Here is a 22,362-nt window from a genome sequence, read left to right as displayed (position 1 = left end):
GTGTGCATCAGTCTGCGCGACACGCAACTATTGCTGGAAGTAATAGTGACCATCAAGAAACGCAAGTTCTGCTTTGCCGGAGATCGGCGGAAAATCGCCTCCATCGAAGACGCAGCTCAAGGAAATTGCGCGATGAACATTCTGACTCGACTGGCAATGATCGCCCTGCTGATGGGCGGGGTAGTTACCGCACCGGCTTACGCAGACGACGCCCGGTCGTGTCACCTGCAACCCATCACCGCCAGCGCCTCTGCGTTGCAGCACACGCAGACCGTGGGTGTGCTGTTGAGCGAAAACACCTTGCAGAACCTGCAATATCTGGAGCGCTACCACGACATGGCGCTCAACGGCGCGAAGGACGCACTGGACTCGCGAATCCGCGACGCCTTTGTCGGCAGCTCCGACCCGGAACTGGCCCTCGACTGGCTGATGAGTTCGCTGCAGCAACAGTTCGTCTCGGTGACCGTTTACGACAATCTGGATGAGCTGCTTCAGGCCCATCCGGACGTGGTGGTCAAGCTCGACACCTTCAATCGTTTGCTGACCCAGCGCAACAGTCTGGTCGAAGCGCGCTTCTCTGCACGGTTCTACGACGCCGATCTGCAATACATCGGCAAGGCGGAAGGGGCGATCGAGCGAGAGCTGCCTTCGGTCTGGGTGCACAACCAGGCGGCGCCGCAAGTCGCCGCGCAGATCAATCAGCAGCGCGACCTGCAACTCGACGCGCTGAAGCAATTCGATGTGTCGCTCAAGGCCCTGGTGGCGTCGAGCTGATTCTTAAAACGTAAATGGCAACGGCGGCGCCGTGAAGTCGAACCGTTGCCGGTTGAACCGAACCTTTATTTTCAGGATTACCCAGATGCGTCCTTTATTCGTGCCAGCCATGGCTTTTGTTTCCCTGTTGCTCGCCGGTTGCGCTTCGGCGCCGAACGATCCGACCCTGACGTTGCAGACCAGCAAGACGCCGGCGCAGTACGCCGAGTGCGTGGTGCCGAAGTTGCAGGGCAGTGCGTTGAATCCGACGGTTTCGCAGAGTCAGCGCAGTTATCGGATCGTGGTGCCGAGCAAGGTGTCGGCGGACAACGTGCTTGAGGCGTACAAGGCGGGGAAGGGTGGCAAGGTGTTCATTTATGAACGGCATTTGCTGGCGTCGAATTTGTTGCCTTCGAGTTTTGAGCGGGCGGCTCAGGATTGCATTTGATCTGAGCGCTTGACGGGTTTTGACAGAGCTCCTTTGGTTGGCCGCAACCAACCAATTTTTTCGCCCCACACTGGTTTTCGGTTGTGGGGTTTTTTTTGGGTCTTGGCGGCCTTTGGGCCGACCATGCTTTGGGGGTTTTGGGTGAATATCCGTTTTTTTGGGTGTTGCGGCTGGCGGTTTCGCCCTTACGGCGAGTCCCTTTTGGCAAACGCCCCAAAAGGAACCAAAAGGTCTTCGCCCTGACGTTCGGCCCGCTCGCTGGGGCTCGGGGTTCCTTCGCTCCGGGATCGATCCGGGCGCAGCGGCTACGGTTTGCTCCGCTGCACCTCCTTCCGCTGTGTCTGGCTGCGCCAGACGGTCGCTGCGCTCCCACCCCCGGATCAATCCCTCCACTCAGCCTGCCGACGGGCTCCAGGATCAAAAGCTACTCGAGCTTGCGCTCATTGTTGAGTGGGGCGGCTTCGCCGCGGGCAGCTGCGCTGCTTTTGCTTTTCTGTGGGAGCGAGCCTGCTCGCGAAGGCGGCCTGACAGCCGACCGTTTTCTCACTGCATGCATCCGATCAAAACTGCAGGAGTGAGCCTGCTCGCGATGGCTGTGTATCAGGCAACACGATGATGATTGGGGAGTGTTCTTTTGTCTTGCGATCCGGTTTCTCCAGGGACGGCCCTCACCCTAAACCTCTCCCAGAGGGAGAGGGGACTTGGTCGAGGTGTTTGTTGAAGATGCGCCGACCTGAGACTCTGCGTCGAGCTCGTTCTTGGATTCAACGAAGATCGGCTCCCTTTCCCCCTCGCCCCCTGGGGGGAGAGGGCTGGGGTGAGGGGGCTGGATTTCACTGACTCAACGCAATCTGCAGCCTATCCCAAACAACCATTCACCCGGTCACACACCCAACCGGCACTTTCCCCGCAAACGTATCAACCAGACTCGCCACGACCATTTCCCCCATCCGCGTGCGAGTCTGCAATGTTGCGCTGGCCCGATGCGGTTGCAGCACCACTTGTTCATTAGCAAACAACGTTTCAGGCACATTCGGTTCATCGACAAACACATCCAGTCCAGCCCCGGCGATTTCCCCAGCCGAAAGCGCGGCAACCAGATCCGCTTCGTTCACCAGTTTGCCCCGGGCGACGTTGATCAGATAACCGTCCTTGCCCAGCGCTCGCAGCACTTGCGCGTCGATGATCGCTTCGCCCTTGTCCGCTGCGGCGGCGAGGATCAGGGCGTCGCTGTCGCGGGCCAGTTGTTTGAGATCGGCGACGAAGGTGTGAGGGACGTCGCTCATCGGTTGCAGGTCGGTGTAGCTGATCGGGCAGCCGAAGGCGGCGGCGCGGGTGGCGATGGCGCGGCCGACGCGGCCCATGCCGACGATGCCGATGCGCATGCCGGAGACTTGTCGGGCCAAGGGCAGCGGGGCGAGTGGGGTCGGGCTTTGTGGCCATTGGCCGGAGCGTACGTAGCGGTCGCTGGTGCACAGGCCGCGACAGACCGAGATGAGCAGGCCGATGGCGAGGTCGGCGACGTCTTCGGTGAGGGCGCCGATGGTGGCGGTGACGCGGATGCCGCGATCGCGGGCGTAGGTCAGGTCGACGGCGTCGGTGCCGACGCCATTGACCGCGACCACTTCCAGGTTCGGCAGTTGCGCCATCAGCGCCTGGCTGATGCCGGTGTGGCCGCCAGTGATGACGCCGCGAATGTTGGCGCCGTGTTCCTTTATGCAGGCGGGTTTGTCCGCTTGCTGGAAGTAGCGGCGTACGGTGAACAGTTCGTCCAGACGCGCGTTGATTTGCGGGATCAGGATCGGGCTCAGTTGCAGGATTTCTGGCTTCATGGCTACCTCGTTACGCAATAAAAAGGCCGGCTCAACCGCGGCCGGCAAACGGCATGGCGCTGGCCATGACGGTCATGTTCAGGACGTTGGCTGACAGCGGCAGGCCGGCGATGTAGCGCACCGCGTCGGCGACGTGTTTGACGTCGACCATCGGTTCGACGGCGATGCTGCCGTTGGCCTGGAGTACGCCTTTGGTCATGCGCACCGACATTTCCGTCAGGGCATTGCCGATGTCGATCTGGCTACAGGCGATGTTGAATTCGCGGCCGTCCAGCGCAAGGGATTTGGTCAGGCCGAGCACGGCGTGTTTGCTCGCGGTGTAGGCGCTGCTGAACGGACGCGGTGTGTGTGCGGAAATCGAACCGTTGTTGATGATTCGTCCGCCCTGCGGCTGTTGTTTGCGCATCAGCCCGAACGCGCCGCGAGCGCAGAGAAAGACACCGTTGAGGTTGGTGTCGATCACGTTGCGCCACTGCTCGAAGGTCAGCTCGTCCAGCGGCACGGCGGGGGCGTTGACGCCGGCGTTGTTGAAGACCACATCGAGGCGCCCGTAGACCTCGGCAATGGTCGCGAACAGCACGTCGACACTGGCCGGATCACGCACGTCGGTGGGTACCGCCAGTGCTTGGTGACCCTGGCTCAGCGCCAGTTCGGCCAGCGCTTGCAAGGGCTCGGGCCGGCGACCGGCGAGCACGAGGGTGAAGCCGTCGGCCATCAGGCCCAGCGCCACAGCGCGGCCGATGCCACTGCCGGCGCCGGTGACCAGCGCAACTTTCAAAGAGGTCGTCATATTGTTGTTCTCCTTTTTTCTCAATCCGCTGGAATCAGGGCCGTGGGCCGACGCGCATTTCCAGGTGGCCAATGCCGTCTATGCCAGCGCTGATCACGTCGCCCGGTTGCAGGCTGTCGACGCCGGCGGGGCTGCCGGTCATGATCAGGTCGCCGGCGCGCAGGGCCACGGATTGCGAGATGCGCGCGATTACTTCACTGACCGACCAGATCTGGCTGTCGAGGTTGTCGCGCTGGCGTTCTTCGCCGTTGACGTTCAGCCACAACTCGCCCTCGGGATGGCCGCTGCGGCTCACCGGGACGACGGCAGTCATCGGCGCGGCGCCGTCGAACACCTTGGCGCCTTCCCACGGCAGGCCGTTGCTCTTGGCTGCGCGTTGCACGTCGCGGCGGGTCAGGTCGAGGCCGGCGGCGTAGCCCCACACGTAGGCCAGAGCCTGATCTTCAGGAATATTGGCGCCGCCTTCACCGATCGCCACGACCAGTTCGATTTCGTGAACGAAGTCTTCGCACACTGACGGGAAGGTCACGTCACCAATGGCATCGACCACACAACTTGCCGGTTTCATGAAAAACACTGGCGGCTGGCGCGACTGGCCTTGAGTGTCCGGCCATGGGTAGTTGCGGCCGACACAGAACACCCGGCCGACGGGGAAGCGCTGCTCGGTGCCGAGTACCGGCAAGGTCACCGGCAGATCCGGGGTAAAGACGTATTCAGTCATGTTCATCCTGCGGGTCATCCTGTTTGAAAGGGCAGCGTACGGCGGCTGGCGTCGGTGAAGTTGGACGAAAGCCGCCTGCGTTTGGACAAATCCGGGTTCTTGCCTCAGCGCACCTTCAGCTCGATGCGATACAGGCGTCCGAGCAGTAACGAATAGGAGAGGGTGCCGATCAGCGCGACGCCGCCAATAAACCAGAAGGCATAGGCGAAGGTGCCGGTGGCGTGGACGATGGCGCCGATCACGATCGGCGTGACGATGCCGCCGATGTTCGCCGCCAGGCTGGTAATGCCGCCGGTGAGGCCGATCAGCTCTTTCGGCGCGACTTCCGATACCGCCGCCCACGACGAGGACGCGATGCCCTGGGCGAAGAACGCGATGGTCAGCACGGCGATGCAGATCAGGTTGGAGTCGGTGAAATTGACCAGCACGATCGACATGCCCAGCATCGAACCGACCACCAGCGGCAACTTGCGCGCAAACGACATCGAGTAGCCGCGACGGATCAGCAGGTCAGAAACGATGCCGGCCAGCAGAATCCCCACCGTCGCACCGACGAAGGGCAGCACGGCGAAGATCCCGGCCTTGATCATGGTCAGTTTGCGTTCTTCGATCAGGTAGGTCGGGAACCAGGTGAGGAAGAAGTACAGCGCCGAGGTGCTGGCGAACTTGCCGATGCAGATCGCCCAGATCTGCCGATAGCTGAACAGCTCGGCGATCTGCCGCCAGTTGAAGCGGGTGCGCTCCTGGCTGCTCTTGACCAGACCACCGCCGGTTTCGATGTACTTCAATTCTTCCTGGCTGACTTTCTTGCAGTTCAGCGGATCGCGATACAGGTACAGCCACAGCACACCGAAGACGATGCCGAGTGCGCCAGTGCTGTAGAACACGTGGCGCCAATCAAAAGTGGTCGCCAGCCACAACAGCGCGCCGGTGAACAGCGCTGTGCCGAGGTACTGACCGCACACGTAAATGCTGCTGGCCATCCCGCGTTCCCGCGCCGGGAACCACACCGTCACCGCGCGGCTGTTGGCCGGAAAAGCCGGGGCTTCCATGGCGCCGACCGCCAGGCGCAGGCCGAACAGCGAGGCAAACCCCGTGGCGAAACCCTGGCAAACGGTGACGGTCGACCAACTGATCAGCGAAACGCCGTAGGTGAAGCGCGAGCCAAACCGGTCAGCGATGAAGCCGGCCGGCACCAGCGCCAAGGCATAGGTCCAGGCGAACGCGGAAAAGATCAGGCCCATCTCGATCTTGTCCAGGCCCAGGTCCTTGGCCATGAACGGCGCGGCGATCGAGATGTTCACCCGGTCGATGTAATTGATGATCGTCGCGATCAGCAGCAACGACAGCATGAACCAGCGCCGCCGCGTAGGCAGGCGCTGCGCCGAAACGGCATCGCGTGCACCGGCTATCACCGGCGGCACCGTGGCACTGGAAGAGTGGGAGTTGGACATGCGGAGACCTCGTTATTGTTAGAAGAGTCGAGATTTTTCGAGCAGCCGATGCCGTTGCCCGCAACGTGTGGGGCAAGGCAATCGGACGGCTTGCAGCGCGGGTTTCAGACGTTCAGGAACGTCTTTGTGCGATTGATTTCAAGGGGAGGTCGGGCGGGGCGGCGAGGGGAAATAGCAGGATCATGACGTGCGCACCTTTGATTGTTTTTGAAAGAGGTTGGGCTGCGTTGGTCATTACAGTGGTCGTACAACGGTTCTAAATCAACCGATGGGTTAGAACGTTTTTTCTTGAAAAAAGTGGGTTTGGCGAACGTGTCCAAAAAGATAAATACGATTTGTCTTGAGAATAAAGATCAGATTCAACTCCCAAGCGTATGAAAAATAACGACTAATTGTATTTTTATAATAATGCGGTTTTTGGACAGGCACATGGCGTGGCTTCTTTCAAAAAAGCTAACGTCATCGTATGACTCATTGCCGCCCACCGCCCAACCCTGCAAGATGACAGGCGCTACCTCACTGCCCGGAGGACCTTCTGCCCATGTCTTCACCCAGCCGTATCCCGACTTACGTCATGCAGCAACGCAGCGAATTGACCGATTTCTACATTCGCGACAAAAAGGGTCGGCGCGCCGAAACCGCGCCGCACCGGCACGAGTACTTCCAGATCCAGATCAACCTCGGTGGCGACACCGTGCAGCACATCGGCAGCGTCCAGCGGCCATTCCCGCGCAACACTCTGGCGTTCATCCTGCCGCACCGCGTGCATGTGATTCCGCATCCCGCAGACAGTAATTTCATCGTCATCAATTTTTCCCAGACGTTTCTATTGCCGCATCTGCAATGCGACCCGATGGATCTGGAAGAGGTGTCGATCCTGCTCGCGCCTGAGCTGTCGCCGTTCCGCTTTCAGGAACATCTGGATTTCATTTTGGGCGATGAGGATTTCGCTCAGGTCTGCGGCCTGATCGAACAGATGCGCGCACTCGATGAGAACCGTCAGTTCGGCACGCGGGAAATGCTCAAGGGCTTGTTGCTGCAGATGATCGGTAGCGTGTGTTTTCTCTACGCCGAGCCGCTCAAGCGCCTGGCGGAAGAGAATGCTGCCGAGAACAGTCGTCGCGACGCCTTGAGCCGCATGTTCGAGTATTTGCGGAAGAACATCGCCGATCCTGATCTCAACCTGATCAAAGTCGCCGCTGCGACCTATCTGTCACCGACCTACCTGACGCACTGGCTGCGCAAAGAGATCGGCAAGACCTTCACCGAGCTGGTGCTGGAGCGGCGCATGCACGCGGCGCGCAACTTCCTCCTCAACAGTACGCGCTCGGTGGGCGAGGTGGCGCGGTTGTGCGGGTTCGCCGATGAGGCCTATTTTTCCCGGCGGTTTCGCCAGATTCATGGCCAGCCACCGGGGCAGTTCCGCCGCCGCCAGCTCAACCCCGACACGCCGCAGACGCCACTGAATACTTAGAACGGCGCTCAGACCCACTTGAAGCGGGCAGGGAAGCGCGCGACAAAACAGGTGCCCGTTTCACGGTCGGACGTCACGCTCAAGGTGCCGTTGTGCGCATTGGCAATCTGCCCGGCGATGTACAAGCCCAGTCCCAACCCTTCATGACGCTGGCCTGCTTCGGAACGGGAAAACGGTTCGAACAGCAGTGGCATCAGCGCAGGCGGGATTGGCGTGCCCTGGTTGGTCAGCGAAATGACGATCTCGTCGCCCTCGGCAAACGCCTTGAGCAAGATCGGCTCGGCGGTGGAGCCGTGGGTCACGGCGTTGCCCAGCAGATTCGACAACAACTGGCTGATCCGCAGCGGGTCGCAATAGACCCCGGCCGGCACCTCCAGCGAATCAATAAATTTCGCCTGCGGGTACGCCACCTGGATTTCTTCAAGGGTCTGGCGCAGCGTTTGCTGCAAGTCATCGACCAGTTTGCGCTGTACCGGAATTCCACTGCCGAGCCGACCCCGGGCGAAGTCGAGGATGTTTTCGATCAGCACGCCCATGCGCACCGAGCTGGTGCGGATCGCTGACAGCAGCGTGCGCGAGCGCTTGTCCTCGACTTTGCTTTCCAGCAGATCGGCGCTCATGCGAATGGCGCTGAGGGGCGTGCGCAAGTCATGGCCCAGTACGGCGATGAATTGTTCGCGCAGACGGCCCATTTCGTTGGCATCGGCCAGCGCGGTTTTGGTCGCGTGCAAATGGCCTTGGGTATCCAGGCTCATCGCAATCAATTGGGCGAAGAGGGTGAGGGTCTTTTCGATGGCCGGGTCGTCGAGGTTCGCCGGCACCGAATCAATGGCGCACAGCGTGCCGAAGAACTCGCCATCGGCCTTGATGATCGGAATGGAAATGTAGCTTTCCAGACCGTAGGTTTTCGGCGTGTGATGCGTGGAGAACAGCGGGTGCTGGCTGGCATGGCCGAAGATCACCGGCTGATGGTGCTGACGGATCTCATGACAAATCGTCGATTCCAGCACCAGTTCGCCGCCGGGCAACAGGCCGAAGTCAATCGAATCATCCACGGCGCAGGCGATCCACTTGCTCGCGGTGACCCGCGCTACGGCGGCGAAGCGCATGCCGGTCATATGCTTGACCATGCTCAGGATCACCGGCACAGCGTCAATGCTGCCGATGGCTTCGAGGTCGGAGGAGAAATCTGTCTGGGGCATGGCCGGTGCTTCGCGAAAGTGTCGCCAGAGACTATCGGTAATTACCGGCCTTGCCTAATGAACCTGCAAAAAAGGGCGCCGGGAAAACTCCCGGCGCCCTGTGTGGTGCTTGCTGAGCGCTATCGCTCAGAACTTGTACTTGGCCGTCATCATGTAGCTGCGCGGCGTGCCGTAGTTGTCGGTCGAGCCCCAGGTCACGTCGGTGCCGATGGAGGAATAGTACTTGCGGTCAAAGATGTTGTTGGCGTTGACCTGCAGGTCGAGGTGCTTGTTGACCTCGTAACCGGCCATCAGGTCGGTGACCGCGTAGCCACCCTGTTCGAGACGATAGCTGCCGCCATTGGCCAGGGCGATGTCGTTGTACATGCGGCTCTGCCAGTAGACGTTGCCGCCCACGCGCAGTTTTTCCAGCGGGCCTTTGAAGCGATACACGGTGGAGACCTTGAATAGGTGCTCGGGCATGTCGGTGTCGAATTTCTGATTGTTGTTGGCCGGGTTTTCGTCCTTGAGGTAGTGGGCGCGGGTGTAGGTGTAACCGGCGCCGACTTGCCATTGCTCGGTCAGTGCCCCTTGCAGCTCCATGTCCACGCCCTGAGCGCGAACCTTGCCGGAGGTTTCGTAGCAAGTCAGTTCCGGGCAGCCGAGCTGGGTCGCCGCCTGGGTGGCGCGGTTGGTCTGGTCCATCTGGAAAACCGCCACGCTGCCGTTCAGTGCGCCGTTGAAATATTCGCCCTTGATGCCGACTTCGTAGTTTTCGCCGACGATCGGCTCAAGCACTTTGCCGCCGAGGTCCTTCTGGGTCTGAGGAGTGAAGATGTCAGTGTAGCTGGCGTAAACCGAGTGATGGTCATCGAGTTTGTAGATCAGGCCGGCGTAACGGGTCAGGTTGCGCGTGACCTTGAAGTCACCGTCGGCACTGCGATCGTCGTAGTCATACCAGTCCAGACGACTGCCGAGAATCAGCGTCAGCGGATCGGCCAGGCTCAAGCGCGTGGTCAGGTAAACCGCGTCCTGGGTGGTGACGTTGCGCGACTTGCCACTGCGCACGAAGTCAGGCTTGGGCGCGGCGATCGGCAGGCCGGTGTCGTAGGGCGCGTATTCCTTGGTGGTGGCGTCGTACACGCGATTGCTCGCGCCGACTACCAACTCGTGGGTGCGGCCGAACGCTTCGAACGGGCCGCTGGCGAAACCGTCGAAGGCGCGTTGCTTGTCGGTGTGGTGCGATTGGTAGGCGGTGGTTTCCAGCGGGCCGTCGTAGCGCGACAGGTACGTGCCGGAGAATTCGCCCTCGAGGGTTGAGGTCGAACCGCCGAGGTGCAGTTTCCAGTCGTTGTCGAAACGGTGTTCGACTTCACCGAATACGGTGTCGACTTGCAGCTTGCGGTTTTCCCAGTCGGTGCCCGGGTAAGTGGAGCGGGGCAGGTCGAGGTGGTGGCCGTCTTCGCCGATCGGCAGGCCGCCCCAGAAATAGTTGGTCTGATCGTTCTGCCGGGAGAAACCGAGGGTCGCCGTGGTGCTGTCGCTCAGGTCGGCTTCACCGATGGCGTAGAACAGGCCGTGATCGTTTTCTTCCTTGTCGCGGAAACTGTCGGCGCCCTGATACGACGTCACCACCCGGCCACGCAGGGTGCCGCTGTCGTTCAGCGGGCTGGAGGCATCGACTTCGCCACGGTAGTCATCCCAGCTGCCGGCGGCGCCGGTGAGGGTCACGCGCTGGTCAGCGGTCGGACGCTTGCGCACCATGTTGATCGCCGCCGACGGGTTGCCGGCACCGGTGACCAGGCCGGTCGCACCACGGACGATTTCCACCCGGTCGAACATCGCCAGATTCGGTTGCACTGCCAAAGTGAACGGCGAATACGAGCTGGGCAGACCGTCGTACATGATGTTGTCGATGTCGAAACCGCGCGCCTTGTAAGTCTGCCGGCCCGGGCCGCTGGCCTCGCTGAGGAACAGCCCCGGCGTGCCGCGCACCACGTCGTTGACGCTGGTCATGTTCTGGTCGTCCATGCGCTGGCGAGTGATCACCGTCACCGCCTGCGGCGTTTCGCGCATGGTCAGCGACAGCTTGGTCGCGGTCTGCATCGGGCCGGTGGTGTAGGACTGCGTGTCTTCGGTGGTGCTGCTCATCTGCGTGGCGCCGATTTCGGTCGCTTGCAGTTCCAGCGGGCCATTGGTGGGCGCAGTGGCTGCGGTTTCTTCAGCCAACGCAGGAGCGATGCTGGCCATGCCGATGGCGATTGCGAGGAGGTTAGGTGAAAGGTTCGAGCGGCGGTGAATGGTGTGAAACGACATCTATCTGCTTCCCCAAGATTTACCCAAACGAAACTAATGCGAGTGCATGTAAGAATTATTCGCATTAGTATGTCGGAAGTTTCCGGGGGAATAAACCCGTACGAGTCAGTTAGTTAATGATTTTTTCACAATTGGATTCGATGGCCTTCGGACGCAAATGTGGGAGCGAGCCTGCTCGCGAAGGCGGTGGGTCATTCAACAGATGCGTTGTCTGATAATCCGCTTTCGCGAGCAGGCTCGCTCCCACAGGGTTATACGGTTTTTTGAAATCAGTCCAGATCCTGCGCACCGTGCCGTTCCGGCACCTGAGTCTCTTCATCACCCCAGGTACGGTTCACCCGTTGCCCGCGTACAACCGCTGGCCGCTTGGCGATTTCTTCGGCCCAGCGCTGCACATGGGCGTACTCGTGCGCCGCGAGGAATTCCGCCGCCGAGTAAACGTTGTTGCGCACCAGTTGCCCGTACCAGGGCCACACGGCGATGTCGGCGATGGTGTAATCGTCGCCGGCCAGATAGGCGTTATCAGCGAGACGGCGGTTGAGCACATCCAGCTGCCGTTTGGCTTCCATGGTGAAGCGGTTGATCGGGTATTCGAGCTTCTCCGGCGCATACGCGTAGAAGTGCCCGAAACCGCCGCCCAGATACGGCGCCGAGCCCATTTGCCAGAACAGCCAGTTGAGGGTTTCGGTGCGACCGGCCGGATCCTTGGGCAGCAAGGCGCCGAACTTTTCCGCGAGATACAGCAGGATCGAACCGGACTCGAACACCCGGATCGGCGGCTCGACGCTGCGATCCAGCAGCGCCGGGATTTTCGAGTTCGGGTTGACTTCGACAAAGCCGCTGGAGAACTGATCGCCCTCGCCAATGCGGATCAGCCACGCGTCGTATTCGGCCTCGCTGTGCCCGAGTGCAAGCAGCTCTTCGAGCATGATGGTGACTTTGACACCGTTGGGCGTGGCCAGCGAATACAGCTGCAACGGATGCTTGCCGACCGGTAGCTCTTTGTCATGGGTCGGCCCGGCGATCGGCCGGTTGATGCTGGCGAAGTGGCCGCCGGACGGGGCTTCGTGTTTCCAGACCTTGGGCGGAACGTAAGACGCATTGCTCATGAAACGGACCTCGTCGATGCTGGGAGAGAACAGGTAGACACCGTAGGGAAAATTTCCGGCGGGTGCCAGCGGTGAGTGCGGTTATTCATATTGAATGATGTAAGCCGATCTGCCGCCTTCGCGAGCAGGCTCGCTCCCACAGGGGTATGTATTGGACAGAGAAACAGGGTTCACCCGTATTTATTGTGGGAGCGAGCCTGCTCGCGAAAGCGTCGGCAGGGTCGCCGCGCCTAATGGCTCCAATACCGCCCAACCGCACCCCCGAGTCCCTGCACCGGATCTGTCTCAGGAAACGCCAGCCCCGCAATCCGCGCCAACTGCGCATCACTCGGCGCGGCCCGGCAAATATCCGCCTGCTGCCCCGGCGGATAAGCACCGACCACGAGAAAATCCTCACTCGAGCCCAGATTGCAGTGCCCGGTCCCGGCCGGCAGCAACAGCACATCCCCGGCGCTGACGTCGACGACTTGGCCGTCAGGCCCGCCCAACATCAACCGCGCCTGACCGGCCGCCACGCCAAGCACTTCGTGGCCTTCAGTGTGGTAGTGGTGATAGTCATAAATGCCGTAGCGCCACTGCGCCGGCCAGCCATTGGCACCGAACGTCTGCTCGAAGCGCGCGGCCGGATCGTCGCCTTCAACGGCAATCGCGCTGCGGTAGATCAGCACCGGCAGACGCGGATTGTTCGGCACCCAGTCATTGCGTTGAAGCAGCAGGGTTTGCACTTCAGTCATGGCCAATCCTCCTTCGCTCGATTTATCAGTCGACCGCAGCGCAGGGCAATCGCCTCAAAAAATCATTCCCGCGCAAACACGGCGCCGAAATTGATACCCGGAAAATCCAGCGAAACTTCATCGCGCAGCGGGCTGTCCAGACCCTTACATGTCCATGCAGCGGTAAATGGCGAGGGTCAAGATGACGATGACAGTTGGTGATTTTCTGGTTGAGCGGCTCAGCGAATGGGGCGTCACGCGGATTTTTGGTTATCCGGGGGATGGCATCAACGGCGTGTTCGGCGCCATGAGCCGGGCCAAAGGCAAGATCGAATTCGTTCAGGCACGGCACGAGGAAATGGCCGCGTTCATGGCCTCGGCCCACGCCAAGTTCACCGGCGAGCTGGGCGTTTGCATCGCCACCTCCGGCCCCGGCGCCTCGCACCTGATCACCGGCCTGTACGATGCGCGCATGGACCACATGCCGGTGCTGGCCATTGTCGGTCAGCAGGCGCGCACGGCGCTGGGCAGTCACTACCAGCAGGAGCTGGATCTGGTGTCGATGTTCAAGGATGTCGCCGGTGCGTTTGTGCAGCAGGCTTCGGCGCCGTCGCAAGTGCGCCATCTGCTTGATCGCGCGGTGCGCACTGCGGTCGGCGAGCGCCGCGTCACCGCGCTGATTCTGCCCAATGACTTGCAGGATCTGCCTTACGAGCAACCGGCGCGCGCCCATGGCACCGCGCATTCCGGGGTCGGTTACAGCAAGCCGAAAGTCGTTCCTTATGCCGCCGATCTGCAACGCGCCGCCGAGGTACTGAACAGCGGCGAGAAAGTCGCGATTCTGGTCGGTGCCGGTGCGCTGGAGGCGACCGATCTGGTCATCGCCGTGGCGGAGAAACTCGGCGCCGGTGTCGCCAAAGCGCTGTTGGGCAAAGCAGTGTTACCTGACGATTTGCAGTGGGTCACCGGCAGCATCGGCCTGCTCGGCACCGAGCCCAGCTACAAGCTGATGAGCGAGTGCGACACCTTGCTGATGATCGGTTCGGGCTTCCCGTATTCCGAGTTTCTGCCCAAGGAAGGCCAGGCGCGCGGGGTGCAGATCGACTTGCAGCCGGACATGCTCAGCCTGCGTTATCCGATGGAGGTCAATCTGGTCGGTGATTCAGCGGAAACCCTCGCCGCGTTGCTGCCGCTGCTGGAACAAAAGACCTCGAACAAATGGCGCAAGAAGATCGAAGGCTGGCGCGGGAGTTGGGAGAAAACTCTGGAAAAACGCGCCATGGCCAAAGCCGATCCGGTCAACCCGCAACGAGTGGTCTACGAGTTGTCGCCGCGTTTGCCCGAGCAGGCGATTATCACCAGCGACTCTGGCTCTTGCGCCAACTGGTTCGCCCGCGACCTGAAAATCCGTCGCGGCATGAAATGCTCACTTTCCGGTGGCCTGGCCTCGATGGGCGCGGCGGTGCCCTATGCGATCGCGGCCAAGTTCGCCTTCCCGGAACGCCCGGTCATTGCCCTGGTCGGCGACGGCGCGATGCAGATGAACAACATGGCCGAGCTGATCACTGTCGCCAAATATTGGCGCCAGTGGCAGAGCCCGAAATGGATCTGCGCGGTGTTCAACAACGAAGACCTCAACCAGGTCACCTGGGAGCAGCGGGTGATGGAGGGCGATCCGAAGTTCGAAGCGTCGCAGAGCATTCCCGATGTGCCGTATCACCTGTTCGCGATTTCCATCGGTCTGAAGGGCATTTTCGTTGATCGTGAAGAAGAGGTCGCCGCTGCGTGGGAACAGGCACTCGCCTCGGAAGTGCCGGTGCTGATCGAATTCAAGACCGACCCGAACGTGCCGCCGCTGCCACCGCACATCAAGCTTGAGCAAGCGAAGAAATTCGCCACGACCCTGCTCAAGGGCGACCCGGACGAAGCCGGGGTGATCATGCAAACCGCCAAGCAGGTACTGGGCGCCGTGTTGCCCGGGAAGAAATGACGGTGGGCGCTTGAACGAACCAGCGATATTCATCGGTTGCGCCGGCTGGAGTCTCGGGCGCGAGCACTGGCCGGCATTCCCCGCCGAGGGCACGCACCTGCAACGCTACGCCGCGCGCTTCAACTGTGTGGAAATCAATAGCTCGTTCTATCGCCCGCATCGGCGTCAGACCTACGAACGCTGGGCCGACTCGGTAGCACCGGACTTTCGCTTTGCAGTGAAAGTGCCGAAGCTCATCACCCATGAACAGCGGCTGGCGGACAGCGCGGCCGCGCTCGATGAATTTCTCGGACAGTGCCAGGGCTTGGGTGATCGACTCGGCTGCCTGCTGATGCAACTGCCACCGAAACTGGCGTTTGAGGCACCGGTCGCCGAGGCTTTTTTTCATGCCCTGCGCGAGCGGTTCAAGGGCAGTGTGGTGCTGGAACCGCGACACGAATCTTGGACTGAGGCTGAGGCAGTGCTGGTGGATCTGCAGATTGCCCAGGCGGTGGTCGATCCCTCGCGGATCAGCAGCGACACCGCACCGGGTGGCTGGCAAGGCCTGCAGTATTGGCGCCTGCACGGCTCGCCACGGATTTATCACAGCGCTTATGAAGCGGCCTATCTGCAACAGCTTGCTCAGAACCTGCGGCGCGCGAAGGCCGACGGCAGAGACATCTGGTGCATCTTCGACAACACCGCCAGCGGTGCCGCCACGGCCGATGCGCTGGCTTTGAGGGCGTTGATCGAAGGCGGTGAACGCTGAACGACGACGCTCTCGCCACCCACACAAACGATCCGGCTACAGGTAAACTCCGCGCACTTTTTCAAGGAGTTCACATGAGTTACTACCAGCCGGGCATTCTCGCTACCCCTGTTCCTGCGCAAGCACGTCATCTGTTTTTCGCCCTGGCGTCGGTGGAAGCCTTGCCGCAAGCGATCGACAACCTGCTGATGCTGGTGGATGGCAAGTCGGCGGTGGTTGGCTTTGGTGAGTCGTTGACCAAGGCGCTGAATGTCGAAATCGCTGGCCTGCGCAGCTTCCCGGCGCTGACCGGCGTTGGCGTGAACAACCCGTCGACCCAGCATGCCCTGTGGATCTGGCTGCACGGTGTCGACCGTGGCGAGCTGCTCAACCGCTGCAACGCTATCGAAGCCGCGCTGGCCCCGGCCTTGCGTCTGGTCGAGATGCAGGAAGCCTTCCGCCACATGGACGGCCACGACCTCACCGGTTACGAAGATGGCACGGAAAACCCTCACGATGACGCCGCTGTCGCGGCCGCGCTGCTGAGCAGTGGCGCGGACGGACTGGTCGGCGGCAGCTTCGCCGCGATCCAGCAGTGGCAGCACGACCTCAAGGGTTTTCATCGCCTGTCTGCCGGCGCCAAGGACGACATCATGGGACGGCGCTTGAGCGATAACGAAGAAATCGACGACGCGCCGATCTCCGCCCACGTCAAACGCACCGCGCAAGAGAGCTTCGCGCCGGAAGCGTTCGTCGTGCGCCGCTCGATGCCATGGATTGAAGGCGATCGTGCCGGTTTGATGTTCCTCGCCTTCGGCTTTTCGCTGGATGCCTTCGAAGCACAGCTGCGGCGCATGAGCGGTCTGGAGGACGGTATTGCCGATGGCTTGTATCAGATCAGCCGACCAATCACCGGCGGCTACTACTGGTGCCCGCCGCTCAAGGACGGACGCCTTGATCTGCGCGCGCTGCGCATCGGCTGAGGACTGCATATGAACGTGGTGCGCTGGGGCATGATCGGTTGCGGCAGTGTCGCTGAACGCAAGAGCGGACCGGCCTTTTACAAGGCGCCCGGTTCGGCGCTGGTTGCGGTGATGGGCCGACGTCTCGAAGCGGTGACCGACTATGCCGCGCGCCACGGCATCAGCCGCGTCTATACCGATGTCGATGCGCTGATCAACGATCCCGAAGTGGATGCGGTGTACATCGCCACGCCACCCGACAGCCACCACGCCTACAGCCTGAAAGTCGCCGCCGCCGGCAAGCATTGCTGCGTGGAAAAGCCCATGGCGCTCAACGCCGGGCAAAGCCGCGAGATGCAGCAAGCGTTTGCCGCTGCCGGTCTGCACCTGTTCGTCTCCTATTACCGCCGCTCGCTGCCGCGCTTTGCCCAGGTGCGGCAATGGCTGGAGGAGGGGCGCATCGGCGAGGTTCGCCATCTGAGCTGGACACTGACCAAAGCACCGTCGCCGGCTGATCTTGAAGGTCGGGAGAATTGGCGCACCGACCCGGCGGTGGCGGGCGGCGGCTACTTTGCCGACCTGGCCAGCCACGGCCTGGACCTGTTTCAGTACCTGCTTGGCGACATCGTTGAAGTCGCCGGTTTCACCGCGCGTCAGGCGGGGTTGTACGCGGCGGAAGATGCGGTCAGCGCCACTTGGCGATTCGCCTCCGGGGCGCTAGGCATGGGCTGCTGGAACTTTGTTGCGGACCGGCGTGAAGATCGGGTCGAGATTATCGGCAGCCAGGGGCGCATCGGTTTTTCCGTGTTTGACGAGCATCCGGTGCAGCTGTTTGCCGATGAGCAGATCAGCCTGGAGATTGCCCATCACGAGCATATTCAGTGGCATCACGTGCTGGGGATGAATGCGCATATTCGTGGTGATTCACAGCATCCCGCCGTGGCCGAGCAAGCCGTCAAGACCGATTGGGTCATGGACTGGATCCTCAAACGCTGAATAGCTCACGATCCCCTGTGGGAGCGAGCCTGCTCGCGAAAGCATTCTGTCAGTCAGTATTTTGGGTGACTGACACACCGCTTTCGCGAGCAGGCTCGCTCCCACAGGTTTTGCCGGCGCAACGCGCATCTAAGGTTATGCCCAAACAATATTTCTCAACCTCGTCATAACCTCCCTAAGATCACGTCATAACTCGTTATGACAAGTGATCCCGCGATGACCGATAACGTTCTCTCCCTCAGTAGCGTTCCGCTGCACACCCAACTGCGCGACGTGCTCCGTGCGCGGATTCTCGACGGCGAATACCCGCAAGACAGTCAGATGCCTTCCGAAAGCGAACTGGGCGCGCTGTTCAAAGTCAGCCGCATCACCGTGCGCCAGGCACTCGGTGATCTGCAAAAGGAAGGCCTGATCTTCAAGATCCACGGCAAGGGCACCTTCGTCGCCAAGCCGAAAACCTTTCAGAACGTCAGCAGCCTGCAAGGCCTCGCCGAGTCGATGACCGGGCGCGGTTACGAGGTGATCAACCGCCTGCGCAGTTTCAAATTCATTCCGGCCGACAAGCGTGTCGCCGAGCGTCTGCAGGTGGCCGAAGGTGAGATCGTCGCGCAGATCAAACGCGTGCGCCTGATCAACCGCGAGCCGATTTCGCTGGAAATTACCTACCTGCCCAAAGCCGTCGGCGAACGGCTGGAGAAGGCTGATCTGGTCACCCGCGACATCTTTCTGATTCTGGAAAACGACTGCGGCATCGCCCTCGGCCACGCCGATCTGGCCATCGACGCAGTGCTGGCCGATAGCGACCTGACCCAGGCGCTCAACGTCGAAGCGGGCTCGCCGATCATGCGCATCGAGCGCCTGACCCATGATGCCCAGGGCCAGCCGCTGGACTTCGAACACCTTTATTACCGTGGCGATGCGTTCCAGTACCGCCTGCGGATCGACCGGCAGAAAGGGGAGCAGGCATGACCCGCAACGTTCTAGAACAGGAATACGACATCGTCGTGATTGGCGGCGGTACGGCCGGGCCGATGGCAGCGATCAAGGCCAAGGAGAAGAACCGCGATTTGCGCGTGTTGCTGGTCGACAAGGCCAACGTCAAGCGCAGCGGCGCGATCAGCATGGGCATGGACGGCCTGAACAACGCGATCATCCCCGGCCATTCGACGCCAGAGCAGTACACCAAGGAAATCACCATCGCCAACGACGGCATCGTTAATCAGGCGGCGGTCTACGCCTATGCAACGCACAGTTTTGAAACCATCGAACAACTCGACCGCTGGGGCGTGAAATTCGAGAAGGACGAGACCGGCGACTACGCGGTGAAAAAGGTCCACCACATGGGTGCCTATGTGCTGCCGATGCCGGAAGGGCACGACATCAAGAAAGTCCTGTATCGGCAGTTGAAACGTGCGCGGGTGAGCATCACCAATCGCCTGGTCTGCACGCGTTTGCTGACCGACGAGGAGGGCGCGGTAAACGGTGTGATGGGCTTCGATTGCCGCACCGCCGACTTCCATGTGATCAAGGCCAAAGCGGTGATTCTCGCCTGCGGCGCGGCTGGACGTCTGGGTCTGCCGTCGTCGGGCTACCTGATGGGCACCTACGAAAACCCGACCAATGCGGGCGACGGCTACGCGATGGCGTATCACGCCGGCGCTGAGCTGGCCAATCTCGAGTGCTTTCAGATCAACCCGTTGATCAAGGACTACAACGGCCCGGCCTGCGCCTACGTCACCGGCCCGCTGGGTGGCTACACCGCCAACAACAAGGGCGAACGCTTCATCGAGTGCGACTACTGGAGCGGACAGATGATGTGGGAATTTCACCAGGAACTGGAAAGCGGCAACGGCCCGGTGTTCCTCAAACTCGATCACCTGGCCGAGGAAACCATCCAGAACATCGAGGAAATCCTGCACAGCAACGAGCGCCCGAGCCGTGGCCAGTTCCACGCCAACCGTGGCACCGACTACCGCACGCAGATGGTTGAAATGCACATTTCGGAAATCGGCTTTTGCAGCGGCCACTCGGCGTCCGGCGTGTGGGTCAACGAGCGTGCCGAGACTTCAGTCAAGGGCTTGTACTCGGCCGGCGACATGGCTGCGGTGCCGCACAATTACATGCTCGGCGCGTTCACTTACGGCTGGTTCGCCGGGCACAACGCCGCGGACTTTGTTGCCGGCCGCGAGTTTTCCGCACTGGACAGCGAGCAGATCGCCAAGGAGAAAGCCCGGGTCTACGCGCCGCTCGATCGCGAACACGGTCTGCCGCCGGCGCAGGTCGAGTACAAGCTGCGGCGCTTCGTCAACGATTACCTGCAACCGCCGAAAGTGACCAAAAAAATGCAGATCGGCCTGCAACGCTTCAGCGACATCGAGCGCGATCTCGAGCAGATGAAAGCCAACAACGCTCACGAACTGATGCGAGCGATGGAAACCAGCGTGATCCGCGACTGTGCCGAAATGGCCGCCCGCGCTTCGTTGTTCCGCGCCGAAAGCCGCTGGGGCCTGTACCACTATCGCGTCGATTATCCGCAGCGCAACGACGCCGAGTGGTTCTGCCACTGCCATCTGAAGAAGGGCGAGGACGGCAAGATGACCAGTTTCAAGAAGGCCGTCGAGCCTTACATCATCCCGCTCGACGCCGAGGAAATGCAGGCTTACGACCGCCTGCGGGTCGGCGCCTTCGCCGCTTGAGACATCATTTTTCAGAGAGTCCGAACCATGGCTTATCAAGCTCAGGAAATCTTCTACCGCTCCAACGCGCCGGTCACCGTCGACGAGGACAAATGCATCGCGGAAAAGGGCTGCACCGTGTGCGTCGACGTTTGCCCGATGGACCTGCTAGCGATCAACCCGGCCACGCAAAAGGCCTACATGGCGTTCGATGAATGCTGGTACTGCATGCCGTGCGAGAAGGATTGCCCGACGGGGGCGGTGAAAGTCGACATCCCCTATTTATTGCGTTGACCCCAAATCCATTGTGGGAGCGAGCCTGCTCGCGAAAGCAATCGTTCATTCAACAATGATGGTGACTGACCCGCCGCCTTCGCGAGCAGGCTCGCTCCCACGTTGCAATTGTGATTATCCAATAGCCATCCGGTGAACCCCGGACGCTGAATGCAAAACACCCCTCGTTTCCCACCGCGCCCCGATCGCGGCGGAGACGAACTTCAAACCAATGATTCGAGGGGAAACACTTATGTTGCGTGCAGCACTTGCTGGGCTGGTCCTGGCTTCGTTCACCTTGTCGGCCTCGGCCGAAACCATCCGCATCGCCATCGGCACCCAGGACACCACCATCAACTGCGCCGCCGGCGGCCTGTTGATCCGTGAACTCGGTCTGCTGGAAAAATACCTGCCCCACGATGGCGCCTACAAAGACGCGAAGTACGACGTGCAGTGGAAGAATTTCACCAGTGGCGCGCCGCTGACCAATGAGATGGTCGCCGGCAAACTCGATTTCGGTGCCATGGCCGATTTCCCCGGTGCGTTCAACGGTGTGGCATTCGAAACGGCGGGCAAGCACAGCCTGTTCATCAGCGTGCTGTCGGGCAGCATCAAGGGCAGCGGCAACGGCATCGTCGTGCCGAGCGCTTCGTCGGTGCAGAGCCTGAGCGAACTCAAGGGCAAGACCATTTCGGTGCCGTTCGCCTCGACGGCTCACGGCATGTTGCTGCGCGCCGTGGCAGAGCAGGGCTGGGACCCGCTCAAGGATGTCAACATCATCGCCCAGCCACCGGAAGTCGCCGGCTCGGCATTGCAGGCCGGCAAGATCGACGCCCACGCCGATTTCGTGCCCTTCGCCGAGCTGTTCCCGAGCCGTGGTTTCGCCCGCAAGATCTACGACGGCGCCCAGGCCAACGCGCCGACTTTCCATGGCGCACTGGTGGATCAGGCCTACGCCAAAAAGTACCCGGAAATCGTCGTCGCCTACCTGCGTGCGAGCATCGAAGCCAACCAACTGCTCGCCGCCGAACCGGAGAAGTACAGCGAACTGATCGCCAAAGTCACCGGTGTCGATGCCGAGGTCAACTACCTGTTCCATGGCCCGCTCGGTGTACAGACCCGTGACCTGAGCTGGAAGCCTGAATATCGCCAGGCCGTCGGTACCGCCATCGATACCCTGAAGCTGCTGAAGAAAGCCGATCGCGGGCTCGACCTGAACAGCTTCATCGACGACCAATACATCCGCGCTGCCTTCAAGGCTTCGAACCTCGATTACACCGCGCAACTGGCCAACTACGCGCAGACGCCGTTGCCGGGTGTGGATGCGGCGGCGGGCAAAGCCATTACCGATTTCAGCCATGTTGCGGAGATCTGGGTGCGTGGCGAGGAAAAAGTCCGCCGTTACGGTTCGGCTGAAGCGGCGTTCACCGCGCTGGCGGTGTTGAAGCAGGAGGGCAAGAACATTCGTGCGGTGTATGCGCAGGCCAGTGACAGCGGGATCAAGCTGCTCGCTGAACAGGCGTGGTTTGCCAGCGACGGCAAGGGCCGCCTCAGCGCATTCCTGCTCAAGGGCCAGGCCCAGCAATACGCTGCGGCGCAGGGTGGCAAGGTGTTCGATTTCAGCGATGCCACTGCGCAGGTTGTTGCTGCGCGCTGAAGATCAAAAGCCCCTCACCCTAACCCTCTCCCGGAGGGAGAGGGGACTGACCGAGTTGTTTGTGAGAGATACGCCGACGTGAAATATCGAGTCGAACTCAGGTCTGCAAGCGCTGAAGATCAAAAGCCCCTCACCCTAACCCTCTCCCGGAGGGAGAGGGGACTGACCTGATCTGGCTTAATGATTCTGGACACTTCTAAAGGGCGGTAATCTACGCCCAGCGACGAGGTGTGATATGACCAGACGATATTTTTCGACAGATTTCAAACGGGATGCGGCTTGCCTGGTTTT

Annotated in this window: 19 protein-coding genes; 11 read left to right on the top strand and 8 right to left on the bottom strand. The window is 61.0% G+C overall.

Going from position 1 to position 22,362, the window contains the following annotated elements; all coding sequences use genetic code 11:
- The first annotated feature begins 132 nt into the window (after positions 1–132).
- Together ND528_RS00095 and ND528_RS00090 are read left to right on the top strand one after the other, a co-directional pair.
- Positions 133–774 (top strand): class II glutamine amidotransferase domain-containing protein, encoded by a 642-nt coding sequence (locus tag ND528_RS00095; RefSeq protein ID WP_263469287.1) that lies wholly within the window; start codon positions 133–135, stop codon positions 772–774.
- Positions 775–859: 85 nt separating this feature from the next.
- Positions 860–1,201 (top strand): YajG family lipoprotein, encoded by a 342-nt coding sequence (locus tag ND528_RS00090; protein ID WP_130911692.1) that lies wholly within the window; start codon positions 860–862, stop codon positions 1,199–1,201.
- An 875-nt stretch (positions 1,202–2,076) separates the two neighbouring features.
- Here the strand turns inward: ND528_RS00090 and ND528_RS00085 are convergent.
- From ND528_RS00085 to ND528_RS00070, 4 genes are all read right to left on the bottom strand, one after another.
- On the bottom strand, positions 2,077–3,033 hold the full coding sequence (locus ND528_RS00085) for a 2-hydroxyacid dehydrogenase (protein WP_263469284.1): 957 nt from the start codon (positions 3,031–3,033) through the stop codon (positions 2,077–2,079).
- A gap of 31 nt (positions 3,034–3,064) precedes the next feature.
- The gene (locus ND528_RS00080) at positions 3,065–3,823 is read right to left on the bottom strand and encodes an SDR family oxidoreductase (protein ID WP_263469283.1); all 759 of its coding nucleotides are present in this window, start codon (positions 3,821–3,823) and stop codon (positions 3,065–3,067) included.
- Between the two features lie 34 nt (positions 3,824–3,857).
- Positions 3,858–4,550: a fumarylacetoacetate hydrolase family protein gene (locus ND528_RS00075; protein WP_263469282.1), complete on the bottom strand. Its 693-nt coding sequence runs from the start codon at positions 4,548–4,550 to the stop codon at positions 3,858–3,860.
- Between the two features lie 98 nt (positions 4,551–4,648).
- Positions 4,649–5,998 carry an MFS transporter gene (locus ND528_RS00070; RefSeq protein ID WP_056785134.1) on the bottom strand — a complete coding sequence of 450 codons (1,350 nt, stop codon included), beginning with the start codon at positions 5,996–5,998 and terminating at the stop codon, positions 4,649–4,651.
- Positions 5,999–6,539: 541 nt separating this feature from the next.
- Here ND528_RS00070 and ND528_RS00065 point away from each other — a divergent pair.
- Entirely contained in the window at positions 6,540–7,472 is a 933-nt protein-coding gene (locus tag ND528_RS00065; RefSeq protein WP_024012697.1) for a helix-turn-helix transcriptional regulator, read from the top strand.
- Between the two features lie 8 nt (positions 7,473–7,480).
- Here the strand turns inward: ND528_RS00065 and ND528_RS00060 are convergent, their stop codons facing one another.
- The 4 genes from ND528_RS00060 to ND528_RS00045 form a co-directional block, all read right to left on the bottom strand.
- Positions 7,481–8,674 carry a GAF domain-containing sensor histidine kinase gene (locus ND528_RS00060; RefSeq protein WP_263469281.1) on the bottom strand — a complete coding sequence of 398 codons (1,194 nt, stop codon included), beginning with the start codon at positions 8,672–8,674 and terminating at the stop codon, positions 7,481–7,483.
- Positions 8,675–8,800: 126 nt separating this feature from the next.
- The gene (locus ND528_RS00055; protein WP_263469280.1) at positions 8,801–10,969 is read right to left on the bottom strand and encodes a TonB-dependent siderophore receptor; all 2,169 of its coding nucleotides are present in this window, start codon (positions 10,967–10,969) and stop codon (positions 8,801–8,803) included.
- A gap of 269 nt (positions 10,970–11,238) precedes the next feature.
- Positions 11,239–12,078 carry a glutathione-dependent disulfide-bond oxidoreductase gene (gene yghU, locus ND528_RS00050; protein ID WP_263469279.1) on the bottom strand — a complete coding sequence of 280 codons (840 nt, stop codon included), beginning with the start codon at positions 12,076–12,078 and terminating at the stop codon, positions 11,239–11,241.
- Between the two features lie 230 nt (positions 12,079–12,308).
- Complete coding sequence (locus ND528_RS00045; RefSeq protein WP_212616158.1) at positions 12,309–12,812, bottom strand: cupin; 504 nt, start codon at positions 12,810–12,812, stop codon at positions 12,309–12,311.
- A gap of 181 nt (positions 12,813–12,993) precedes the next feature.
- On the opposite strand from ND528_RS00045, the gene ND528_RS00040 reads away from it, so the two are divergent.
- The 8 genes from ND528_RS00040 to ND528_RS00005 all read left to right on the top strand — a co-directional run bounded on the left by ND528_RS00040 (position 12,994) and on the right by ND528_RS00005 (position 22,071).
- Positions 12,994–14,781 (top strand): thiamine pyrophosphate-requiring protein, encoded by a 1,788-nt coding sequence (locus tag ND528_RS00040; protein WP_263469278.1) that lies wholly within the window; start codon positions 12,994–12,996, stop codon positions 14,779–14,781.
- 10 nt (positions 14,782–14,791) lie between these two features.
- Positions 14,792–15,529: a DUF72 domain-containing protein gene (locus ND528_RS00035; protein WP_263469277.1), complete on the top strand. Its 738-nt coding sequence runs from the start codon at positions 14,792–14,794 to the stop codon at positions 15,527–15,529.
- A gap of 74 nt (positions 15,530–15,603) precedes the next feature.
- Positions 15,604–16,491: a Dyp-type peroxidase gene (locus tag ND528_RS00030; RefSeq protein ID WP_137213410.1), complete on the top strand. Its 888-nt coding sequence runs from the start codon at positions 15,604–15,606 to the stop codon at positions 16,489–16,491.
- Between the two features lie 9 nt (positions 16,492–16,500).
- Complete coding sequence (locus ND528_RS00025) at positions 16,501–17,466, top strand: Gfo/Idh/MocA family protein (RefSeq protein WP_212616160.1); 966 nt, start codon at positions 16,501–16,503, stop codon at positions 17,464–17,466.
- 216 nt (positions 17,467–17,682) lie between these two features.
- The gene (locus ND528_RS00020) at positions 17,683–18,435 is read left to right on the top strand and encodes a GntR family transcriptional regulator (RefSeq protein ID WP_016774450.1); all 753 of its coding nucleotides are present in this window, start codon (positions 17,683–17,685) and stop codon (positions 18,433–18,435) included.
- Positions 18,432–20,162, top strand: coding sequence for a fumarate reductase/succinate dehydrogenase flavoprotein subunit (locus tag ND528_RS00015; protein WP_263469276.1), 1,731 nt, complete (start codon positions 18,432–18,434; stop codon positions 20,160–20,162). Before ND528_RS00020 ends, ND528_RS00015 begins: the two co-directional genes overlap by 4 nt.
- Before the next feature lie 27 nt (positions 20,163–20,189).
- Positions 20,190–20,435, top strand: coding sequence for a 4Fe-4S dicluster domain-containing protein (locus ND528_RS00010; RefSeq protein WP_263469275.1), 246 nt, complete (start codon positions 20,190–20,192; stop codon positions 20,433–20,435).
- A gap of 211 nt (positions 20,436–20,646) precedes the next feature.
- Positions 20,647–22,071 carry an ABC transporter substrate-binding protein gene (locus ND528_RS00005; RefSeq protein ID WP_263469274.1) on the top strand — a complete coding sequence of 475 codons (1,425 nt, stop codon included), beginning with the start codon at positions 20,647–20,649 and terminating at the stop codon, positions 22,069–22,071.
- Positions 22,072–22,362 lie beyond the last annotated feature (291 nt).

It is taken from the genome of Pseudomonas mercuritolerans (assembly GCF_025706525.1).
Lineage (GTDB): Bacteria > Pseudomonadota > Gammaproteobacteria > Pseudomonadales > Pseudomonadaceae > Aquipseudomonas > Aquipseudomonas mercuritolerans.
Note: the sequence above shows the minus strand (reverse complement) of the source record. Positions and strands in the feature narration are given on the sequence as shown.

Excerpts from the sequence above, each read along its gene's own strand:
- ND528_RS00095 (WP_263469287.1), top strand. The coding sequence starts at position 133 with ATGAACATTCTGACTCGACTGGCAATGATCGCCCTGCTGATGGGCGGG.
- ND528_RS00090 (WP_130911692.1), top strand. The coding sequence starts at position 860 with ATGCGTCCTTTATTCGTGCCAGCCATGGCTTTTGTTTCCCTGTTGCTC.
- ND528_RS00085 (WP_263469284.1), bottom strand. The coding sequence starts at position 3,033 with ATGAAGCCAGAAATCCTGCAACTGAGCCCGATCCTGATCCCGCAAATC.
- ND528_RS00080 (WP_263469283.1), bottom strand. The coding sequence starts at position 3,823 with ATGACGACCTCTTTGAAAGTTGCGCTGGTCACCGGCGCCGGCAGTGGC.
- ND528_RS00075 (WP_263469282.1), bottom strand. The coding sequence starts at position 4,550 with ATGAACATGACTGAATACGTCTTTACCCCGGATCTGCCGGTGACCTTG.
- ND528_RS00070 (WP_056785134.1), bottom strand. The coding sequence starts at position 5,998 with ATGTCCAACTCCCACTCTTCCAGTGCCACGGTGCCGCCGGTGATAGCC.
- ND528_RS00065 (WP_024012697.1), top strand. The coding sequence starts at position 6,540 with ATGTCTTCACCCAGCCGTATCCCGACTTACGTCATGCAGCAACGCAGC.
- ND528_RS00060 (WP_263469281.1), bottom strand. The coding sequence starts at position 8,674 with ATGCCCCAGACAGATTTCTCCTCCGACCTCGAAGCCATCGGCAGCATT.
- ND528_RS00055 (WP_263469280.1), bottom strand. The coding sequence starts at position 10,969 with ATGTCGTTTCACACCATTCACCGCCGCTCGAACCTTTCACCTAACCTC.
- yghU (WP_263469279.1), bottom strand. The coding sequence starts at position 12,078 with ATGAGCAATGCGTCTTACGTTCCGCCCAAGGTCTGGAAACACGAAGCC.
- ND528_RS00045 (WP_212616158.1), bottom strand. The coding sequence starts at position 12,812 with ATGACTGAAGTGCAAACCCTGCTGCTTCAACGCAATGACTGGGTGCCG.
- ND528_RS00040 (WP_263469278.1), top strand. The coding sequence starts at position 12,994 with ATGACGATGACAGTTGGTGATTTTCTGGTTGAGCGGCTCAGCGAATGG.
- ND528_RS00030 (WP_137213410.1), top strand. The coding sequence starts at position 15,604 with ATGAGTTACTACCAGCCGGGCATTCTCGCTACCCCTGTTCCTGCGCAA.
- ND528_RS00025 (WP_212616160.1), top strand. The coding sequence starts at position 16,501 with ATGAACGTGGTGCGCTGGGGCATGATCGGTTGCGGCAGTGTCGCTGAA.
- ND528_RS00020 (WP_016774450.1), top strand. The coding sequence starts at position 17,683 with ATGACCGATAACGTTCTCTCCCTCAGTAGCGTTCCGCTGCACACCCAA.
- ND528_RS00015 (WP_263469276.1), top strand. The coding sequence starts at position 18,432 with ATGACCCGCAACGTTCTAGAACAGGAATACGACATCGTCGTGATTGGC.
- ND528_RS00010 (WP_263469275.1), top strand. The coding sequence starts at position 20,190 with ATGGCTTATCAAGCTCAGGAAATCTTCTACCGCTCCAACGCGCCGGTC.
- ND528_RS00005 (WP_263469274.1), top strand. The coding sequence starts at position 20,647 with ATGATTCGAGGGGAAACACTTATGTTGCGTGCAGCACTTGCTGGGCTG.